Origin of the sequence: Oleiharenicola lentus (genome assembly GCF_004118375.1) — a bacterium.
GTDB classification, from domain to species: domain Bacteria; phylum Verrucomicrobiota; class Verrucomicrobiia; order Opitutales; family Opitutaceae; genus Lacunisphaera; species Lacunisphaera lenta.
The window spans coordinates 1,091,993-1,107,468 of record NZ_SDHX01000001.1 but is presented as its reverse complement, the minus strand read 5'-3'; the positions used below and the strand labels follow the sequence as shown (position 1 = coordinate 1,107,468).

The 15,476-nt window shown below is 66.7% G+C and carries 15 protein-coding genes; 3 read left to right on the top strand and 12 right to left on the bottom strand.

The window, feature by feature from the left end:
• Positions 1–19: 19 nt before the first annotated feature.
• The 10 genes from ESB00_RS04600 to ESB00_RS04560 form a co-directional block, all read right to left on the bottom strand.
• Complete coding sequence (locus ESB00_RS04600) at positions 20–1,744, bottom strand: cbb3-type cytochrome c oxidase subunit I (RefSeq protein ID WP_129046549.1); 1,725 nt, start codon at positions 1,742–1,744, stop codon at positions 20–22.
• A gap of 22 nt (positions 1,745–1,766) precedes the next feature.
• Positions 1,767–2,318: a cupredoxin domain-containing protein gene (locus ESB00_RS04595; protein ID WP_129046548.1), complete on the bottom strand. Its 552-nt coding sequence runs from the start codon at positions 2,316–2,318 to the stop codon at positions 1,767–1,769.
• 12 nt (positions 2,319–2,330) lie between these two features.
• Complete coding sequence (locus tag ESB00_RS19580; RefSeq protein WP_164976041.1) at positions 2,331–2,480, bottom strand: hypothetical protein; 150 nt, start codon at positions 2,478–2,480, stop codon at positions 2,331–2,333.
• Entirely contained in the window at positions 2,477–3,895 is a 1,419-nt protein-coding gene (locus ESB00_RS04590; RefSeq protein ID WP_129046547.1) for a hypothetical protein, read from the bottom strand. The genes ESB00_RS19580 and ESB00_RS04590 overlap by 4 nt, the downstream gene beginning before the upstream one ends.
• Before the next feature lie 45 nt (positions 3,896–3,940).
• A complete protein-coding gene (locus ESB00_RS04585) occupies positions 3,941–4,450 on the bottom strand; it encodes a plastocyanin/azurin family copper-binding protein (RefSeq protein WP_129046546.1) in 510 nt (169 codons plus the stop codon).
• A gap of 45 nt (positions 4,451–4,495) precedes the next feature.
• A complete protein-coding gene (locus tag ESB00_RS04580; RefSeq protein WP_129046545.1) occupies positions 4,496–4,924 on the bottom strand; it encodes a hypothetical protein in 429 nt (142 codons plus the stop codon).
• A 130-nt stretch (positions 4,925–5,054) separates the two neighbouring features.
• Positions 5,055–5,822 carry an SCO family protein gene (locus tag ESB00_RS04575; protein ID WP_129046544.1) on the bottom strand — a complete coding sequence of 256 codons (768 nt, stop codon included), beginning with the start codon at positions 5,820–5,822 and terminating at the stop codon, positions 5,055–5,057.
• Positions 5,819–6,685 (bottom strand): formylglycine-generating enzyme family protein, encoded by an 867-nt coding sequence (locus tag ESB00_RS04570; RefSeq protein ID WP_129046543.1) that lies wholly within the window; start codon positions 6,683–6,685, stop codon positions 5,819–5,821. Before ESB00_RS04570 ends, ESB00_RS04575 begins: the two co-directional genes overlap by 4 nt.
• A gap of 64 nt (positions 6,686–6,749) precedes the next feature.
• Positions 6,750–8,249, bottom strand: coding sequence for a copper-containing nitrite reductase (gene nirK, locus ESB00_RS04565; RefSeq protein WP_129046542.1), 1,500 nt, complete (start codon positions 8,247–8,249; stop codon positions 6,750–6,752).
• Between the two features lie 77 nt (positions 8,250–8,326).
• Complete coding sequence (locus tag ESB00_RS04560) at positions 8,327–9,139, bottom strand: YwiC-like family protein (protein ID WP_129046541.1); 813 nt, start codon at positions 9,137–9,139, stop codon at positions 8,327–8,329.
• Positions 9,140–9,251: 112 nt separating this feature from the next.
• Between ESB00_RS04560 and ESB00_RS04555 the strand changes: the two genes are divergently transcribed.
• Positions 9,252–10,082 carry a TlpA family protein disulfide reductase gene (locus tag ESB00_RS04555; protein ID WP_129046540.1) on the top strand — a complete coding sequence of 277 codons (831 nt, stop codon included), beginning with the start codon at positions 9,252–9,254 and terminating at the stop codon, positions 10,080–10,082.
• A 123-nt stretch (positions 10,083–10,205) separates the two neighbouring features.
• Positions 10,206–10,442, top strand: a complete 237-nt coding sequence (locus ESB00_RS04550) for a hypothetical protein (RefSeq protein WP_129046539.1) — start codon at positions 10,206–10,208, stop codon at positions 10,440–10,442.
• Positions 10,443–10,570: 128 nt separating this feature from the next.
• On the opposite strand, the gene tatC is transcribed toward ESB00_RS04550, so the two are convergent.
• Positions 10,571–11,368: a twin-arginine translocase subunit TatC gene (gene tatC / locus ESB00_RS04545; RefSeq protein ID WP_129046538.1), complete on the bottom strand. Its 798-nt coding sequence runs from the start codon at positions 11,366–11,368 to the stop codon at positions 10,571–10,573.
• Between the two features lie 228 nt (positions 11,369–11,596).
• On the opposite strand from tatC, the gene ppdK reads away from it, so the two are divergent.
• A complete protein-coding gene (gene ppdK, locus ESB00_RS04540; protein WP_129046537.1) occupies positions 11,597–14,365 on the top strand; it encodes a pyruvate, phosphate dikinase in 2,769 nt (922 codons plus the stop codon).
• 75 nt (positions 14,366–14,440) lie between these two features.
• Here the strand turns inward: ppdK and ESB00_RS04535 are convergent, their stop codons facing one another.
• Complete coding sequence (locus ESB00_RS04535; protein WP_164976040.1) at positions 14,441–15,280, bottom strand: nuclear transport factor 2 family protein; 840 nt, start codon at positions 15,278–15,280, stop codon at positions 14,441–14,443.
• Positions 15,281–15,476: the final 196 nt, after the last annotated feature.

Sequence of the window (15,476 nt, the reverse complement as noted above, 5' to 3'; positions counted from 1 at the left end):
CCGCCCTACAGTTCCGGAATCACCGCACGGGCCACACGTCGGCCAGCGCCTTCCAGTTGGCGAAGTAATAAACCGCGAAGCAGGCCAGGAACACCAGGGTCAGCACGATCGTGCCCTTGGTCGCCGAGTGGTTGTCGGCCAGCGAACCGGCCTGCGCCCCGGCGAGTGCGGGCGGCGTGCCCCAGTCGGCCATCGGCCGACCGTGGTTCTTCTCGCCGAAGAGGAGCGTGCCAACGCACAGCAGTACGAAAGCCAGCAGGCCGACAAAGGCCAGCACGCCGCCGAGGCCGAGCACACCGAGCCAGAGGTGGGCCGCCGAACCGTAAACACCCTGCGCGTCGATGTCCCAGCTGCGACGGGACACGCCCATCGAGCCGGCGAAGGACATGCCGAAGGACAGCATGACGATGCCGAGACCGAACAGCCAGGGCTGGAGGCGGGCGAGGCCGCGCCAGATGAAGTCGCGCTGAAAGAACAGCGGAATCACGTAGTAGGCCAGCGCCATGAACGCCAGGGTGGTGCCGCCCACCACGGTGACGTGGAAGTGGCCGGGGATGCGCAGTGTGTTGTGCGCGATGATGTTGATCTGCTGCGTGCCGAGCGTGACGCCGGTGATGCCGCCGAGGAAGCCGAAGATGATCACCGAGAGCACGGTGCCCGAGAGCGCCGGGTTGCGCCACGGCAGGGCGACGACCCAGCCGAAGAGACCGCGCGTGTAACCCTTCTCGCGCATGGCGATCTCGACGCCGGCCGGCACCGTGAAGCCGTGGACCATGGACGCGAGCACCGCGAGATACATCGCGTAGGAGGTGTTCCAGATCTTCCAGGCCGAGCCGACCGCCGGGTCCACGAGCAGGTGGTGGGCCGACGCGATGTTGATGAACAAAATGTAGAGCGCGAAGGCCGTGCGGCAGACCGCCTCGTTGACCGGGCGCGCGCCGACAATGACGTGCGAGAGCAGATACCAGACCGCGACCATGGCGCAGACGTTGACCTGCTGCGACTGGTGGCCGAGGCCCCACCAGATGATGCGATACCAGATCGGGTCGGGCTGGCCGATCCAACCCATCGAGTAGGCAAAGGTCGGGATCATGACGATGGCGCCGTGCAGGAGCGTGACCACCGCGATGATCGCCGCGGCCAGCGCGCCGAAGGTCACGATGGGCATCGAGCCTTCGTAGGCGCGGTCCCGCTTGGCGACGTAGAGCGTGGCGAAGAAATTGAACACGCCGACCAGCGTGCCCACGGCCACGAGGATGATGCCGAGGTAGAACGCGGGGTGTGCGAGCAGCGGCAGGTAGGACGTCATCATGACGTCGGCCTTCCCCGCGAGGATGACCCAGTCCACCATCACCGCGCCGACGCCCATGAGGGCGAAGCCGACCCAGGCCACCTTGCGCGAGAAGAGCCGCGCGTTGAGCGGCGTGGTGCAGGCGAAGTAGAGGATGGCGACCTCGAAGAACAGGATCCAGAAGATCAGCATGTTGATGCCGTGGAAGGTCAGCACGCGGTAGAACCAGTCGGCGGGCAGCAGGTGCACGGTCTGCCAGCGCGTGAGGGCGAGCAGCAACGCGGCGATGCCGCCGAGGAGCAGGAAGACGACGCCGACGACGGCGTGCAGCTTGATGAAACGCTGGGCGTCGAGACAGACGCCGAGGCCGGTGGTGGCGCAGACGCGCTTCGGCGTGGCGGGCGCGGCCAACGAGTGCGGGCCGACGGGCAAGGTGGCGGAGACGGAGGTCATGGGAGGCGGGAGGGTCGCGGGGTTATTCGACGAAGATCTTGCCGGTCATCGCGTGGTGCCCGATGCCGCAGAATTCGTTGCAGACGATGGTGAACTCGCCCTTCGACGTGGGCGTGAGCGTGAGCACGTGGTCGTAGCCGGGCACGGCCTGGAAATTCATGTTGAGCGGCTGGAGCGAGAAGCCGTGCTGCAGGTCGAGCGCGGAGAGGTGGATGCGGTAGGTCTCGCCCTGCCGCAGGCGCAGCGCGGGATACCACTGCCACATGCGGCCCACGAGGTAGGCGTCGCCGCCGGCCGGCGGCTCCACCAGCGGCAGCTCGGCCGCGAAGGCGTTGGGCGTGGGGTTCTTGAAGGTGCCGACGCGGTTGGCCTCGACGAATTTCTCGGTGCGCGCGAGAAAATCGGCGGGCATGACGGCGTAGGCCTCGCCGGAGCTGTTCTGTTTCCCGCGAAAGTGCCAGTAGGGCATCATCAGCGACATCACGAAGCACCAGAGAATGGCGACACCGAGCCAGAGCTTTTCATGGCCGGCGGGGGCGTGGAACCAGGGGGAGGTGAGAGGGCGGAGGCTCATGGCGGCGGCGGTTCAGGGGAGCTGCGCGGGCTTGATGAGCAGGAGCTCGATCCAGCCCCACGCGGTGTAGGACAGGAAGGGCACGAGGACGCCGAGGGCCAGGAGCAGCCACGGATTGTCGAGGACCTTCTGCCAGGGGTGTTTTTCGGATTCGTTTTTCATGGTGAGGGGGAAAGGGAACGCGTGCGCCACGCCGCGAGACCGCGGAGCATGACGGCGAGAAAGAGGAGGCCGCCGGCCACCGCCACGAGACCGCCGAGGCCCATCACGCCGAGGCCGAGGTATTCGCCGAGCGAGCGCACATGCTGCTCGACGCCGTATTGCTTGCGCCCGAGGCCGAAGGCGCCGGCCAGTGCAAAGCCGAGGCCGAACACGGCCTGCCCCGCGCCGAAGAGCACGAGCTGCCAGCGGATGAGCCGCGGCGACGGGCCGAGGGCGCGCGGCGCGGCCTCGCGGCTGAAGTCGTAGGCCGCCGTCATCAGCGCGAGAGTGACTGCGCCGATGGCGCAGTGGTAATGGCCCGGCACGAGCGTGCTGGAGCCGCGGATGAAGGCGCCGAGCACGAAGCCCAGCACGGTGAGCAGCGCGCTGCCGGCGAGGCCGACGAGGCGCCAGCCGCCCCCGGCGGAGCGGTTCGCCGCATGCCGCACGACGTGCCGGATACCCAGGCCGAGCACGATCAGAACCACGGGGAAAATCGTCCATCGCATCAGCTGCGTCGCGATCTCGGAATAAGCCGGCCGCGACGTGCCGCCCCAGGCCACCCAGGGCATCACCGCCTGCGGCAGCACCAGCGCCACCGCCAGCCAGCGGATGGTGGCGGGCGAGACCACGCTCTCGCCGGACCAGCGGCGGAGCAGGAGCAACCACAGCCCGAGCATCAGGGCGACGTTGCCGACCTGCATGACGTGTCCCCCGCCCCAGGCCACCAACTCGTAGTAGCCGATGGCCGGCAGGCCCGGCAGCGTCGTGCGCCAAGCCGCGGCGAAGGTCGCCAGCGCGATGAGGTGCGCCGCGGCCGAGGCACGCAGCGCGACGAGCGCGTCATCGGGCAGCGCCGCCGACGGCTCCGCCGGCACCGCGAGCGCGCCGGCAAAATACAGGCCGCTGCCGGCGAACCACGCCACGAGCCCGGCAACAAACACCGGGTGATCCACGACCGGCACGTAGTTGGCGAGGATGGGCTGTGCCCCCGGCATCACCGCGCCGGCCAGCAGGCCAAGGATGCCGAGCCCGGCGAGCACGACCGACGCGACGGTGAGGCCGCGTGGCACCCGGGAGCCGACCGCCCAGGCGAGATACGCGAGGGCGCCGGCCTGAAACCAGATGACGATTGCCAGATCGACATGCACCACGAGGGCGCGTTTGAAGAACAGCGGGTCGGTGAACAGCCAGCCTAGGAACGGCAGGCGGCCGACGACGAGCAGGAGCGAGAGCAGACCCGCAAGCACGAGGCTGCCGACGCCAAAGGCGAACCAACCGCGGGCCGCGGCGGGAAAACGCGCACCGGCCGCCGCCACCGCCGGAGACGGGACGAAGGTCGGGGACGCGAGGGGAACGGCGGCCGGGGCAGACATCACGAAGGTTGTAGCAGGCCGCGCCGCGCGCGGCCTTGACGCGCATCAAGACTTGGGCGCGACGATGAGTTTGCCCTTCATCAGGGCCGCGTGGCCGGGGAAGGTGCAGACGAAGGGATAGTCGCCGGGCGTGGCGGGTGCGGTGAACTCGACGGTGTCGCTCTCGTTGGGCCCGAGCAGCTTGGTGTGCGCGAGAACTTTCGTGGCATCGGCCGGTTGGTATTCCGGCGCGCGGGCGGCGGCCGCCTGGGCGAGCGCGAGCACTTCATTGTCGGCCATCGGCACGAGCAAAATCCAGTTATGCCCCATGGCCTGCTTGGGCATGCGACCGACGTTCTTGAACGTTACGCGCACCTTCTCGCCGGCCACGGCGCGGATCTCTGTCACGCTGAACTTCATGCTGTCGTCGGCGGTGATGCTGACGGCTTTCACGCCATCAGGGGCGGGGGCTGCCGCAGACGCGGCGGCAGCGGGAGCTTCGGATTTGCCGCAGGCGGAAAGCAGGAGCGCACCGGCGGCGAGAAACGGGAGGATCAGGGTGGAATGGATTTTCATCGCCCCCACCCTAGCGCGCCGGACGCGCGCCCGCCTTGACGCGAATCAAGCCGGCGGCAACTCCGCACAGATGCACTGGCAGACGCCGTCGAGGAGCAGGATCTCCCGGTGCGCAACGCGGCGCAGGCGTTCGCAAAGTTCGCCGACCTGGGCGACGCGGGTCTCGGCGTCGAGGGAGGAGTCGGCGGCTTGCGCCCAGATGAGCGCTTCGAGCAGGGCCTGCTCAAGCGTGGCGAAATACGGGCGCAGCGGATTGCAATGACACCGGCCAGGCAGTTTGCCCTCGGCGGCGACCGGTTTCCCGGCCGGACGCTTGGGCGCCAGCACGTCGTCGAGGGTGTGGTCGAAGAGGTGGACGAGGATGTCCGGCGTGGCCATTGCCGTGGCAGGTTTTTCAAGGCGCAACAGCGCCTCCCACCGCGCCCGAATCTCGGGCCGGCGCTGATCGAGAATCTGCGGCAGAGCCGTGGTCATGGGCAGCAGAAGAGTTGGCCCGGGGCTGCCGACCGGTGGGGAACGAGGTCACGGGTCGGGAGACCCATGCCACTTGAAACCAGCTGCTCGGTGACCTCCGGCATACGTTCCTCAGGTTCGAAGCACCGTTTCAGCGCGACGCGGCCACGATGGCCTGGGCGGTTTCGTCGAGGCCGCCGCGGAGGCCGGTGCGCTGGTGGACGACCTCGCCCCCGCCGTTGAGAATGGTGATGAGGTTGGAGTGGGCGAACTGGCCGTCGGCCTCCTGCTTGAACTTCACGCCGAGCAGCGCGGCGAGCTCGCGCACCGCGTCGTCGTCGCCGTGGAGCAGCGTCCACTGCGCGTCGAGGTGGCGGTCGGCGCGGTATTGCGCGAGCGCGGCCGGCGTGTCGCGGGCAACGTCGAAGGACACGAGCACGAACGCAGCCCGGTCGCGGATGTCGGCCGGCAGCTTCGCATGGATGGCCTGCATGTCGGTGAGCAGCAGCGGGCAGGCGTAGCTGCAGGAGGCGAAGAACATGGTGAGCACGACGGGGCGGCCGCGGAGCGAGCCGAGGGTGAAGGAACGGCCCCGGTCGTCGGTAAAGCCGGCCTCGAGCTGATAAAGCGATTCGGAGGAGAAGGCGGTGGTTTCGGAGCCCTTGATCTCTTCGCAGCAGGCGGCGGGCTTGGGTGCGTCGGCTTGGGCGCAGCACGCCGCGGGTTGAGCCTTCTCCGCGCAGCACGCGGCCGGGGCGGAGGGCTTTTCCGCGCAACAGGCCGCCTTGTCCGCCTTTTCAACGGTGCAGCAGCTGCCGGCCTTCGGCTTGGTGTCGGCCGGGCAGCAGGCGGCGGGTTTGTCGGAGGCGGCGATGCTGGCCGCGAAGAGGAGGGTGATCAGGGGAATCGTCGTTTTCATCGGAGAGAAGCCGCGCAGCGGAAGCCGAGCGAGGTGGTGGTGTTGTTGGCTTTCAGGGAGGCACGAAGGGCGGAGCGCATGAAGGCGGCGTAGTCGCTCGTCTCCTTCGCCCCGGCGGCTCCGGCGCCGCAGAAGAGGTCGCGCTCCAGACCGGTGTCGGCGCGCGATTCACCGGTGACCATGGCGGTGTTGAAGTCGTCCACCCATTCCCACACGAGACCGTGCAGGCCGCGCACGCCGTGGAGCGTGGGCTTGGCGGTGGCGACCGAGGGCAGCACCTCCGGCACCGGGCGGGCGAGCCAGGCGTAGAGGTCGCGGTTGAAGTCGGGTTCGTTCTTGCCGAAGGCGGTGGTGTAGCCGGCGGCGGCGGCGAGTTCCCACTCGGCGGTGCTGGGCAGGCGCTTGCCGGACCAGCGGGCGTAGGCGCGCGCGGCGAACCACGACACGCGCACGACGGGGGCGTCGAGCGGAGCGCGCAAGCCGGGCTCGAGGTCGCCGGTCCAGTGCTCCAGATAGGAGGTGTCGGCGAAAAGCCGGCTCACGGCGGAGCGACGCCACTTCGGGTTGGCAGTGACGAAGGCGAGGAAGTCGGCGTTGGTGACGGGCGCGGTGTCGAGCCGGAAGGCGGCGACGGGCACCTGCTCGGGGTCCTTGGTCGAGCGTTGGAGGGGCACATAGGTGCCGGACGGCACCATCCGCATGGCGGCATTTTCGATTTTTGAATTAGGATTTTCGATTTCCGATCCACCCAAGGCCACGCCCGTCAACACCAAGAGCGCCACCCCGGCACATGTGTAACGTATTACGTTACACAGGGCGGAGCCGCAGACGGGAGGGCGGACGCGGCGGACGGTGGCAGTCATGGGAGGGTTGGTTGTAGCGGCGGTCTGTGACCGCCGACGGCGTTCATAGAGCGCCGCTACCGTTTTAGTGTGTCTCGTTCTTCACGCGGCGGACGTCGTCCACGGTGGTGGCGGGGCCTTCGTTGCCCCAGCTGTTCGTCACGTAGGTGAGCACGTCGGCGACCTGCTCGTCGGTGAGCGGTTGCGGCGGCATGGCGCTGTTGTAGTTCACGCCGTTGACGGTGACCGGGCCGGTGAGGCCCTTGAGCACGATGCGGATCGCGCGGTCGCGGTCGGCCTTGAGGTAGTCGGAACCGGCGAGCGGCGGGAAGACGTTGGCCATGCCCTTGCCGTCGGGCAGGTGGCAGGCGAAGCAGCTGGCCATATAGACCTGCTTGCCGCGCTCGAGCTGCACCTCCTTGGTGAGGCTGGCGATGGCGGGGTTGGATTTGATCTCGGCCGCGATCTTCGCCTTCAGCTCGGCCTCGCGCCGGGCGGAGGCGGAACCCTCTTCGGCGGCGGCACCGAAATAAACGGCGTCGATCTCCTTGCCGGAGTAGATCACGCGGTCCTCGGGACCGGAGGCCTTGAGCATGCCGAGCGCACCCTTGTTGAACGCGCGGCTGAGCGAGTGGTCCACGAGCACGTAGGTGCCGGGCACGTCCATCTTGAACTCAAGGATGGCCGAACCGCCCGAGGGGACCATCGTCGTCTGCACGTGTTCCTGGGCGTATTTCATGCCGCCCTCGGTCCAGACCTTGTCGAAAATTTCGCCGATGACGTGGAACGAGGAGGTAAGGTTGGGACCGCCCACGCCGAAATAGACGCGCACGTGGTCGCCGACCTTGGTGTCCAGGGCCTTGTCGCCGACGAGTGCGCCGACCGAGCCGTTGAAGAGGACATAGGTGGGGTGTTCATCGATGGACTTCGCCATGTCGAAAGTCTGCAGGCCGGAGGCGCCGAAGCCGCCCTGAGTGTAGAACTCGCCCTGCATGACGTAGAACTCCTTGTCCACGGACGGCAGGCCGTCCTTCGGCTCGACGAGGATCAAGCCATACATGCCGTTGCCGATGTGCATGGGCACGGGCGCTGTCGCGCAGTGATAGACGTAGAGGCCGGGGTTGAGGGCCTTGAAAGTAAACTTCGAGCCGTGGCCCGGCGCGGTGAAGGTCGAGGCCGCGCCGCCGCCGGGGCCCGTGACGGCGTGAAGGTCGATGTTGTGCGGGAGCTTCGAGGACGGGTGGTTGTTGAGCGTGAACTCCACGACATCGCCCTCGCGGATGCGGATGAACGAGCCGGGCACGGAGCCGCCGTAGGTCCAGAAGGTGTATTCGGCGCCGTCGGCGATGCGCATGACGACCTCACGCACCTCGAGGTTAACGACGACGCGCGCAGCGTGCTTGCGCTTGATCGGTGGCGGCACGTGGGGTGGCGCGGTGAGGATGGCCTGCTCGACCGGCAGGGCCTGCACGTCGGGCGGCAGCAGGACCGGGCCCTTGGCATCGGTCGGGCCCTCGGAGGCGAAAGCAGGCGCGGCGAGCACCAGGGCGAGGAGAGCGGCGGGGATTACGCGGGATGTTTTCATGGCGGTTGGGTTTCTGGGGGGGTGAGAGTAGCGAAGAGCGCGGGGCGATGCCTTGATACGGATCAAAGGTTGGCGCTTCACACAGCGGGCCAGCCGAGGCCGAGCAGCGCCACGTAGAGCAGGCCGAGCGCGGCTTCCATCATGCCGATCCGTTTGGCCGGCCAGGTCGGACGCCACGGGCCCAGCAGCCAGAGGACCCGGGCAAAAAGGACCACCGCCAGCGGAACGGCGACGGAAGGCATGTGGGCGGTCAGCACCAGGCCGAGCGAAGCCAGGAGCGCGACCGCCGCCGCGACCAGCGAGAGCGTGCGGCGCGGAGCCCCGCCTTTCGCCATCCGGAGGTAGGAGCGCACGGCGAGCACGGCCGGCACGCTGCGGGCGAGCGCGAGGACTGCGAGCGCGAAGGCGGTTGGCGCGTCGCCGCCGGCAAGCGTGACGAATGCCGCGGGCACGAATGCGAACGCCGCGCTGCCCGCCACCTCGGCCGCCGCCGCGCGGGATTCACCCTGCGCGTCGAACCAGACGAAAACCAAACCCAGCGCCGCCGCCGGCAGCAGCGGCCAGAAGGCGGTCCACGGCGAGAGCACGAGCGATTGAACCAGTCCGACGCCAGCCAGCACGACCAACAGGGCCAGGGCCCGCCGTGCTGCCTGGCGCCGAAGAGAAGGGGTTGCATCCAGGGCCGCCTTCAGCGGCCGCCGGGCAAAGAACCCCGTCACCGCCGCCCCGGCCAACGCCCCACCCGCCCACGACGGCGCAACCAGCAGGCCGAGCGCGAGCGGTTCCAGCGCGAGCGACCACGAGCCGTGCTCCTTCGGCAGAAACACCGAAGCAACCGGAACCGGCCGTTGGAGCGGGAACGAAGGAATGGGCAGCGTGGCGGTGGACATGACCCATTATCGTCAATCCCGCCGCGCCCGGCCTTGATGCGGGTCAAGCAAGACGCGGGTTGCCGGCTGGTTTCGTTTTGCAGCGGCGCCCACAAGACGTCATGCGTTCCTCATGAAAATCCGCCCGCTTCTGCCTGTCTCTCTGATGCTCGGCCTGTTGCTCACGCTGCCGGTCGCTCGTGCCGCCGAAGACGGCGCCAAGGAACCCGCGGAGCAAACCGCCGCCCGCACCGCCTTGGAAAAGGTTTACGACGAGGCGTTCGAGGCCGCCGATCGCGAGGTGTTCGACGCGCCGGCGCTGCGCGCGAAGCTCGACGCCTTCCTCGCGCAATACCCGCAGGACGCCAGCGCCGCCTCGTTTGTCGGGAATTACTTCTACTACGTGGAATCGATCGACCTCGGGCAGGCCAAGGCCGCGTGGGCCGCGTTCGCCGACCACGCCAACCCGAAGGTCAAAGCCGTGGCCGACAAGAAGCTCGCACTGGCCGAGCTGATCCAGCGCCCGATCGAGATGAAGTTCACCGCCGCCGACGGCCGCGCGGTGGATGTGGCCGCGTTGCGCGGCAAGGTTGTGCTCATCGACTTCTGGGCCACGTGGTGCGGCCCCTGCATCCAGGAAATCCCCAACGTCGTCGCGGCCTACAACCAGTATCACGCCCAAGGCTTCGAAATCGTCGGCATCTCCTTCGACAAGGCGCCGGACCCGGCCAAGCCCAACCCGCGGCACAAGACCGCCGAGGGCGTGCTTGCCTTCGCCCAGGAGAAGGCGATGCCCTGGCCGCAATACTACGACGGCCTCCACTGGAACAACGTCTTCGGCAAGCAATACGGCATCCAGGGCATCCCCGCGATGTTCCTGCTCGATAAGCGCGGCCTGGTCGTCTCGACCAACGCCCGCGGTCCGAAACTGGCCCGCGAGATCCAGCGGTTGCTGAAGGAGTAAGGCCGGGCGCGGGAGCCGGCCCACCTCGGGTCGGTTTCCCCACCGGGGCGAAGGGCCCCGGCTCCCGGGGTCCCGTGGAATTTCGGTTGGACAAAACCCGCCCGCCTCCTTGATGTTGCCGGCATGTCATCGTCCGAAAAGAAGCCCTTCAACGTCATCGGTCTGGTTGTCGATCTGGTGCTCACCGGCATCGCCTTCGTCATCTTCTACACGCTGGTGCACTCCCATGTGCCGTCCAGCGACCCGGCGATGATCAAGCTCTGGGGCGGCCTCACCGCCGCCTGCATGTCGGGCGTCTTCTGGATCGCCCTGAACATGTTCAAGGTCGTCCTGAAGTTCCAGATCGAGTCGCGGAAGTAAGCCTGCCGATCCACGGTTCAAATTTACAAGGCCCGGTGAAAGCCGGGCCTTTTGCTTTGGCGCGAAACTCCTGTGCCGCCAGCCCGCGACGGAGCGCGGGCTCCACCTTGCTTCACTTCATCCCACGCTCACGCCGCCTGGTTCCGCCGGCCGATAAAGGCCGAGACCCAGATCGATAGCTCATAGAGCACGATGAGCGGCACGGCGACCAGACATTGCGTCATCGGGTCGGGCGTCGGCGTGATGATGGCGGCGATCACAAACACCACGACAATGGCATGGCGGCGGTATTTTCGCAGCGTGGAGACCTCGAGCAGGCCCATATAGACCGCGAGCACGATCAGCAGCGGGAACTCGAAGGCCGCGCCCATGCCGAGCGTCATCCACAGCAGCAGGCTGTAATATTTGTCGGCCGTCCACATGATGGTGTAGCCGAGCAGCTCATTGAGCTCGAAGGACACGCGGATGGTGCTCGGCGTGAGCAAAAAGTAGCCGAAGGAGGCACCGCCGATGAAGAGCAGGTTGGCCGCCAGCCCGGTGGGCACGATGACCTTCAGCTCGCGCCGGGTCAGGGCCGGGGCGACGAACTGCCCGACGAAGAACAACCAAAACGGCAGCGACAACAGCACGCCACCCATGATGCAGATGTTGATGATGACGGTGAAGACACCCATCGGGGTGCTGGTCACCAAGTCGGTCTTCATCTTGGGATACTCGGCCTGAATCTGTTCCAGCGGCAGGTTCAGCAGGTGGGCGGCGCTATCGAGATTGTAGGCAATGATCGTGACAAAGATCGCGAAGACCACGGCGCACTTGATGAGGGTGACCCGCAGCTCCTCCAAGTGCCCCAGGAAACCCATGGGCTTGCCGCCGGCCACAGCCGGGGGGGATTCGTCATTCGGCAGGTCTGGGTATTGGTCGCTCAAGTCTCGTCCTGAAAACAACTTTGCCCCCGCCGGGCAAGGCCGGTCTTGGCTCCGGGTCCGGATATCCGGCTTTCCCCGGGGTGGCCGGACCACCCGGCTCCGTAGTTTTGCCGACCGGGGCGGCCCGGTCTACCATTCCAACGAAAGGTTCACGTTGAGACCGTCGAATGGGTTGACACCCCCCGCGCGGCCCGCTCGCATGACCGCTCCCCATTCTTTTTCCCAACCATGGCTAAAAAAACACCTGCTAAGAAGTCCGCCAAACCGGCGCCCAAGAAATCCGCCAAGTCCGCCAAATACGTTTACACGTGGGGCGCCGGCAAAGCCGACGGCAACGGCTCCATGAAGGCCCTGCTCGGCGGCAAGGGCGCCAACCTCGCCGAGATGACGCGCATCGGCCTCCCGGTGCCCCCGGGCTTCACGATCACCACCGAGGTCTGCACCTATTACTACGCCAACAAGCGCACCTACCCGGCCGCGCTCCAGGCCCAGATGGAGGCCGGTGTGGCCAACATGGAGAAGATCATGGGCACGAAGTTCGGCGCCACCAACGGCATGCCGCTCCTCGTCGCCGTCCGCTCGGGCGCCCGCGACTCGATGCCCGGCATGATGGACACCATCCTCAATCTCGGTCTCAACGACCAGACCGTCATCTCCCTCGAGAACTCCACCAACAACCCCCGCTTCGCCTGGGACTGCTACCGCCGCTTCATCCAGATGTATGGCGACGTCGTGCTCGGCGTGCAGAAGCGCGAGGGCGAGGACCACGAGCCGTTCGAGACGGTCATCGAGGGCTTCAAGCATGAGAAATACCACGGCGACATCGAGGACTCCAAGCTCACCGCCGACGACCAGAAGGAACTCGTCAAGCGCTTCAAGGCCCTCGTGCTCGAGCGCACGGGCAAGCAGTTCCCGAACAATCCCTGGGATCAGCTGCGCGGCGCCGCCGGCGCCGTGTTCGGCTCCTGGATGAACGACCGCGCCAAGGTTTATCGCGCCAAATACAACATCCCCTCCGAGTGGGGCACCGCCGTCAACGTCCAGGCCATGGTGTTCGGCAACACCGGTGAGACCTCCGGCTCCGGCGTCGCCTTCACCCGCAACCCGGCCAACGGCGTCAACGAGTTCTACGGCGAGTTCCTCATCAACGCCCAGGGCGAGGATGTCGTCGCCGGCGTCCGCACCCCGGAGCCCGTCCTCGAGCTCAAGAAGCAGATGCCCAAGTCCTACGCCGAGCTCCTGAAGGTCCGCGCGACCCTCGAAAAGCACTTCAAGGACGTCCAGGACATCGAGTTCACGATCCAGGAAGGCAAGCTGTTCATGCTCCAGACGCGCAACGGCAAGCGCACCGCCGCCGCCGCGCTCAAGTTCTCCATCGATATGGTGAAGGAGAAGCTCATCGACTGGAAGACCGCCATCACGCGCAATCCGGCCGACCAGCTTGAGCAGCTCCTCGCCCCGATCTTCGACCTCGCCGAGGTCAAGAAGGCCTCCGTCATCGCCACCGGCCTCCCCGCCGGCCCCGGCGCCGCCACCGGCAAGATTTACTTCAACGCCGAGCGCTCCGTGCAGGCCGCCGAGAAGGGCGAAAAGGTCCTCCTCGTCCGTGTCGAGACCTCCCCCGAGGATCTCCGCGGCATGATTGCCGCCGAGGGCATCCTCACCGCCCGCGGCGGTGTGTCCTCCCACGCCGCGCTCGTCGCGCGCCAGATGGGCAAGGTTTGCGTGTGCGGCGCCGCCGCCCTCCAGATCGACTACGACAAGAAGACCGTCACCGTCGGTGGCACCACCTACCACGAGGGCGACTTCCTCTCGATCGACGGCACCTCCGGCACCGTTTACGCGGGCCAGATCAAGACCGCCCCGTCCGAAATCATCGCCGGCCTCGTGAACAACGATGCCGCCGCCAAGGCCACCGAGAAGTTCAAGAGCTTCACCCAGCTCATGAAGTGGTGCGCCCAGGCCACCAAGCTCAGCGTCCGCACCAACGCCGACACCCCCGAGCAGACCCGCATCGCGGTCGCGTTCGGCGCCGTCGGCATCGGTCTCACCCGCACGGAACACATGTTCTTCGAGGGCGACCGCATCGACGCCATGCGCGAGATGATCCTCGCCGATTCGCTGGCCGGCCGCGAGGCCGCCCTGGCGAAGCTCCTCCCCTACCAGCGCGACGACTTCTACGGAATCTTCAAGGCGCTCAAGGGCTTCCCGGCGACCATCCGCTTCCTCGACCCCCCGCTGCACGAGTTCCTGCCCCACACCAAGGAGCAGCAGATGGACCTCGCCCGGAAGCTCAGCATCCCGGTCGAGAAGATCATGCACCGTGTCCACGAGCTGCATGAGTTCAACCCGATGCTCGGTTTCCGCGGCTGCCGCCTCGGCATCAAGTATCCGGAAATCACCGCCATGCAGGCCCGCGCCGTCATCGAGGCGGCCGTGAAGGCCAAGAAGGACGGCATCAAGTCCAAGCCCGAGATCATGATCCCGCTGGTCGGCTTCAAGAAGGAGCTCGATCTGCAGGTCGCCATCGTGCACGAGGTCGCCGCCAAGGTGTTCGCCGAGCAGAAGACCAAGGTCGAATACTCGGTCGGCACCATGATCGAGGTCCCGCGCGGTGCCCTCACCGCCGACGAGATCGCGCAGACCGCCGAGTTCTTCAGCTTCGGCACCAACGATCTCACCCAGACCTGCCTCGGCATGTCGCGTGACGACTCCGGCTCCTTCCTCGCCCCCTATCAGGAGGCCGAGGTCTTCAAGAAGAACCCCTTCGCCTCGGTCGACCAGACCGGCGTGGGCCAGCTCATGAAGATCGCGATCGAGAAGGGCTCGAAGACCCGCCCCGGCATCAAGCTCGGCATCTGCGGCGAGCACGGCGGTGATCCGGACTCCGTCAAGTTCTGCCACAAGATCGGCCTGACCTATGTGTCCTGCTCGCCCTATCGCGTCCCCGTGGCGCGCTTGGCCGCCGCCCAGGCTGCCATCGCCGACAGCAAGTAAGCCCCAGGCTTCAAGCCTCTCACCAAGCCCCGGTCTCGCGACCGGGGCTTTTTTATTCCTCGGTGATGAGGAGCCTCAGCCCTTCTTCGCGTAGGACAGGTGCGTGGCCACGCATTGCCAGCGGCCATCGCGGCGCACCCAGACGTCGGTGCAGCGCAGAACCTTGCTCGCATCCGCGCCCTTGTAGGTGGCCACCTCGGTCTGTCGCGCTGTGGCCACGGCCATGTTGCCATAGATGCGCGCTTTCACGTCCTCCATCTTGAACACCGTGGCCTGATAGGCGGCCGACTTCACGTCGGCGATATCCTCGGCCTTGGTGAAGACCTCTCCGTCAGCCGTGGTGCAGACCCACTCCTCGGCCTCCAACCGGTCGAGCGTCGCCGTGTCACGATCCACGTAGGCCTTGGCCCAGACGTGCTCGAGCGCCGCGATTTCTCGCTCTACGACCGCTTGGTCCACCGGGCCGTCCTGCCGGTTCAGGTAACTCATGGCCGTGATCAGCCACTTGTCACCGGCAAGGCGCAGCGTGCAGGTCCACGGCCCGCCACCCTTCATCGCCACGCCTTCCGGCGTGGTAAACCTTTCCGAGTAGCGGCCGCTGGCCACAGCCAGGCCTCCCTGAATAATCACAGATTCTGTTTGGATCCCAAAGTCTGTGACCTTCATTTTTCGGTGAAATTCGGACATCATTTTTTCAGTACCGGTCCGATCCAGAGGAGCCTTCTCCCTAAAGTCCCAGCAGGTGAATTCCGGGGCCCACAGTGCCAAAATTCTGTCTTTTTCCCAACCTGGCTGTGCCTGCGTCCAAACCTTGAACACGTCTAAGACCGCCTGCTGATCCTTCGTCCAGTTCTCCGCCGTCCAAGCGGCACCGGCCAGACCGGCCGCCGCGATCCATGCAAAGAGCGTTTTCATGTGCGTTGGCTGCCGTCGCCACCATGACGACGGCATGAAGGCCCATGTTATCACCTCCCTCGTTTTCTGCTCCGCATCGGTTGCTACCCACGCCGGGCACAAGAAATGCGCCAACCAGCCCCTTTCCTGAGTCTTCTGGCGCGTGGCGGGTCCGCCGCTGGCCACCGCCAAGGAATGACTGGCGGTGGTCGCCTTC

Excerpts from the sequence above, each read along its gene's own strand:
- ESB00_RS04600 (WP_129046549.1), bottom strand. The coding sequence starts at position 1,744 with ATGACCTCCGTCTCCGCCACCTTGCCCGTCGGCCCGCACTCGTTGGCC.
- ESB00_RS04595 (WP_129046548.1), bottom strand. The coding sequence starts at position 2,318 with ATGAGCCTCCGCCCTCTCACCTCCCCCTGGTTCCACGCCCCCGCCGGC.
- ESB00_RS19580 (WP_164976041.1), bottom strand. The coding sequence starts at position 2,480 with ATGAAAAACGAATCCGAAAAACACCCCTGGCAGAAGGTCCTCGACAAT.
- ESB00_RS04590 (WP_129046547.1), bottom strand. The coding sequence starts at position 3,895 with ATGTCTGCCCCGGCCGCCGTTCCCCTCGCGTCCCCGACCTTCGTCCCG.
- ESB00_RS04585 (WP_129046546.1), bottom strand. The coding sequence starts at position 4,450 with ATGAAAATCCATTCCACCCTGATCCTCCCGTTTCTCGCCGCCGGTGCG.
- ESB00_RS04580 (WP_129046545.1), bottom strand. The coding sequence starts at position 4,924 with ATGACCACGGCTCTGCCGCAGATTCTCGATCAGCGCCGGCCCGAGATT.
- ESB00_RS04575 (WP_129046544.1), bottom strand. The coding sequence starts at position 5,822 with ATGAAAACGACGATTCCCCTGATCACCCTCCTCTTCGCGGCCAGCATC.
- ESB00_RS04570 (WP_129046543.1), bottom strand. The coding sequence starts at position 6,685 with ATGACTGCCACCGTCCGCCGCGTCCGCCCTCCCGTCTGCGGCTCCGCC.
- nirK (WP_129046542.1), bottom strand. The coding sequence starts at position 8,249 with ATGAAAACATCCCGCGTAATCCCCGCCGCTCTCCTCGCCCTGGTGCTC.
- ESB00_RS04560 (WP_129046541.1), bottom strand. The coding sequence starts at position 9,139 with ATGTCCACCGCCACGCTGCCCATTCCTTCGTTCCCGCTCCAACGGCCG.
- ESB00_RS04555 (WP_129046540.1), top strand. The coding sequence starts at position 9,252 with ATGAAAATCCGCCCGCTTCTGCCTGTCTCTCTGATGCTCGGCCTGTTG.
- ESB00_RS04550 (WP_129046539.1), top strand. The coding sequence starts at position 10,206 with ATGTCATCGTCCGAAAAGAAGCCCTTCAACGTCATCGGTCTGGTTGTC.
- ppdK (WP_129046537.1), top strand. The coding sequence starts at position 11,597 with ATGGCTAAAAAAACACCTGCTAAGAAGTCCGCCAAACCGGCGCCCAAG.
- ESB00_RS04535 (WP_164976040.1), bottom strand. The coding sequence starts at position 15,280 with ATGAAAACGCTCTTTGCATGGATCGCGGCGGCCGGTCTGGCCGGTGCC.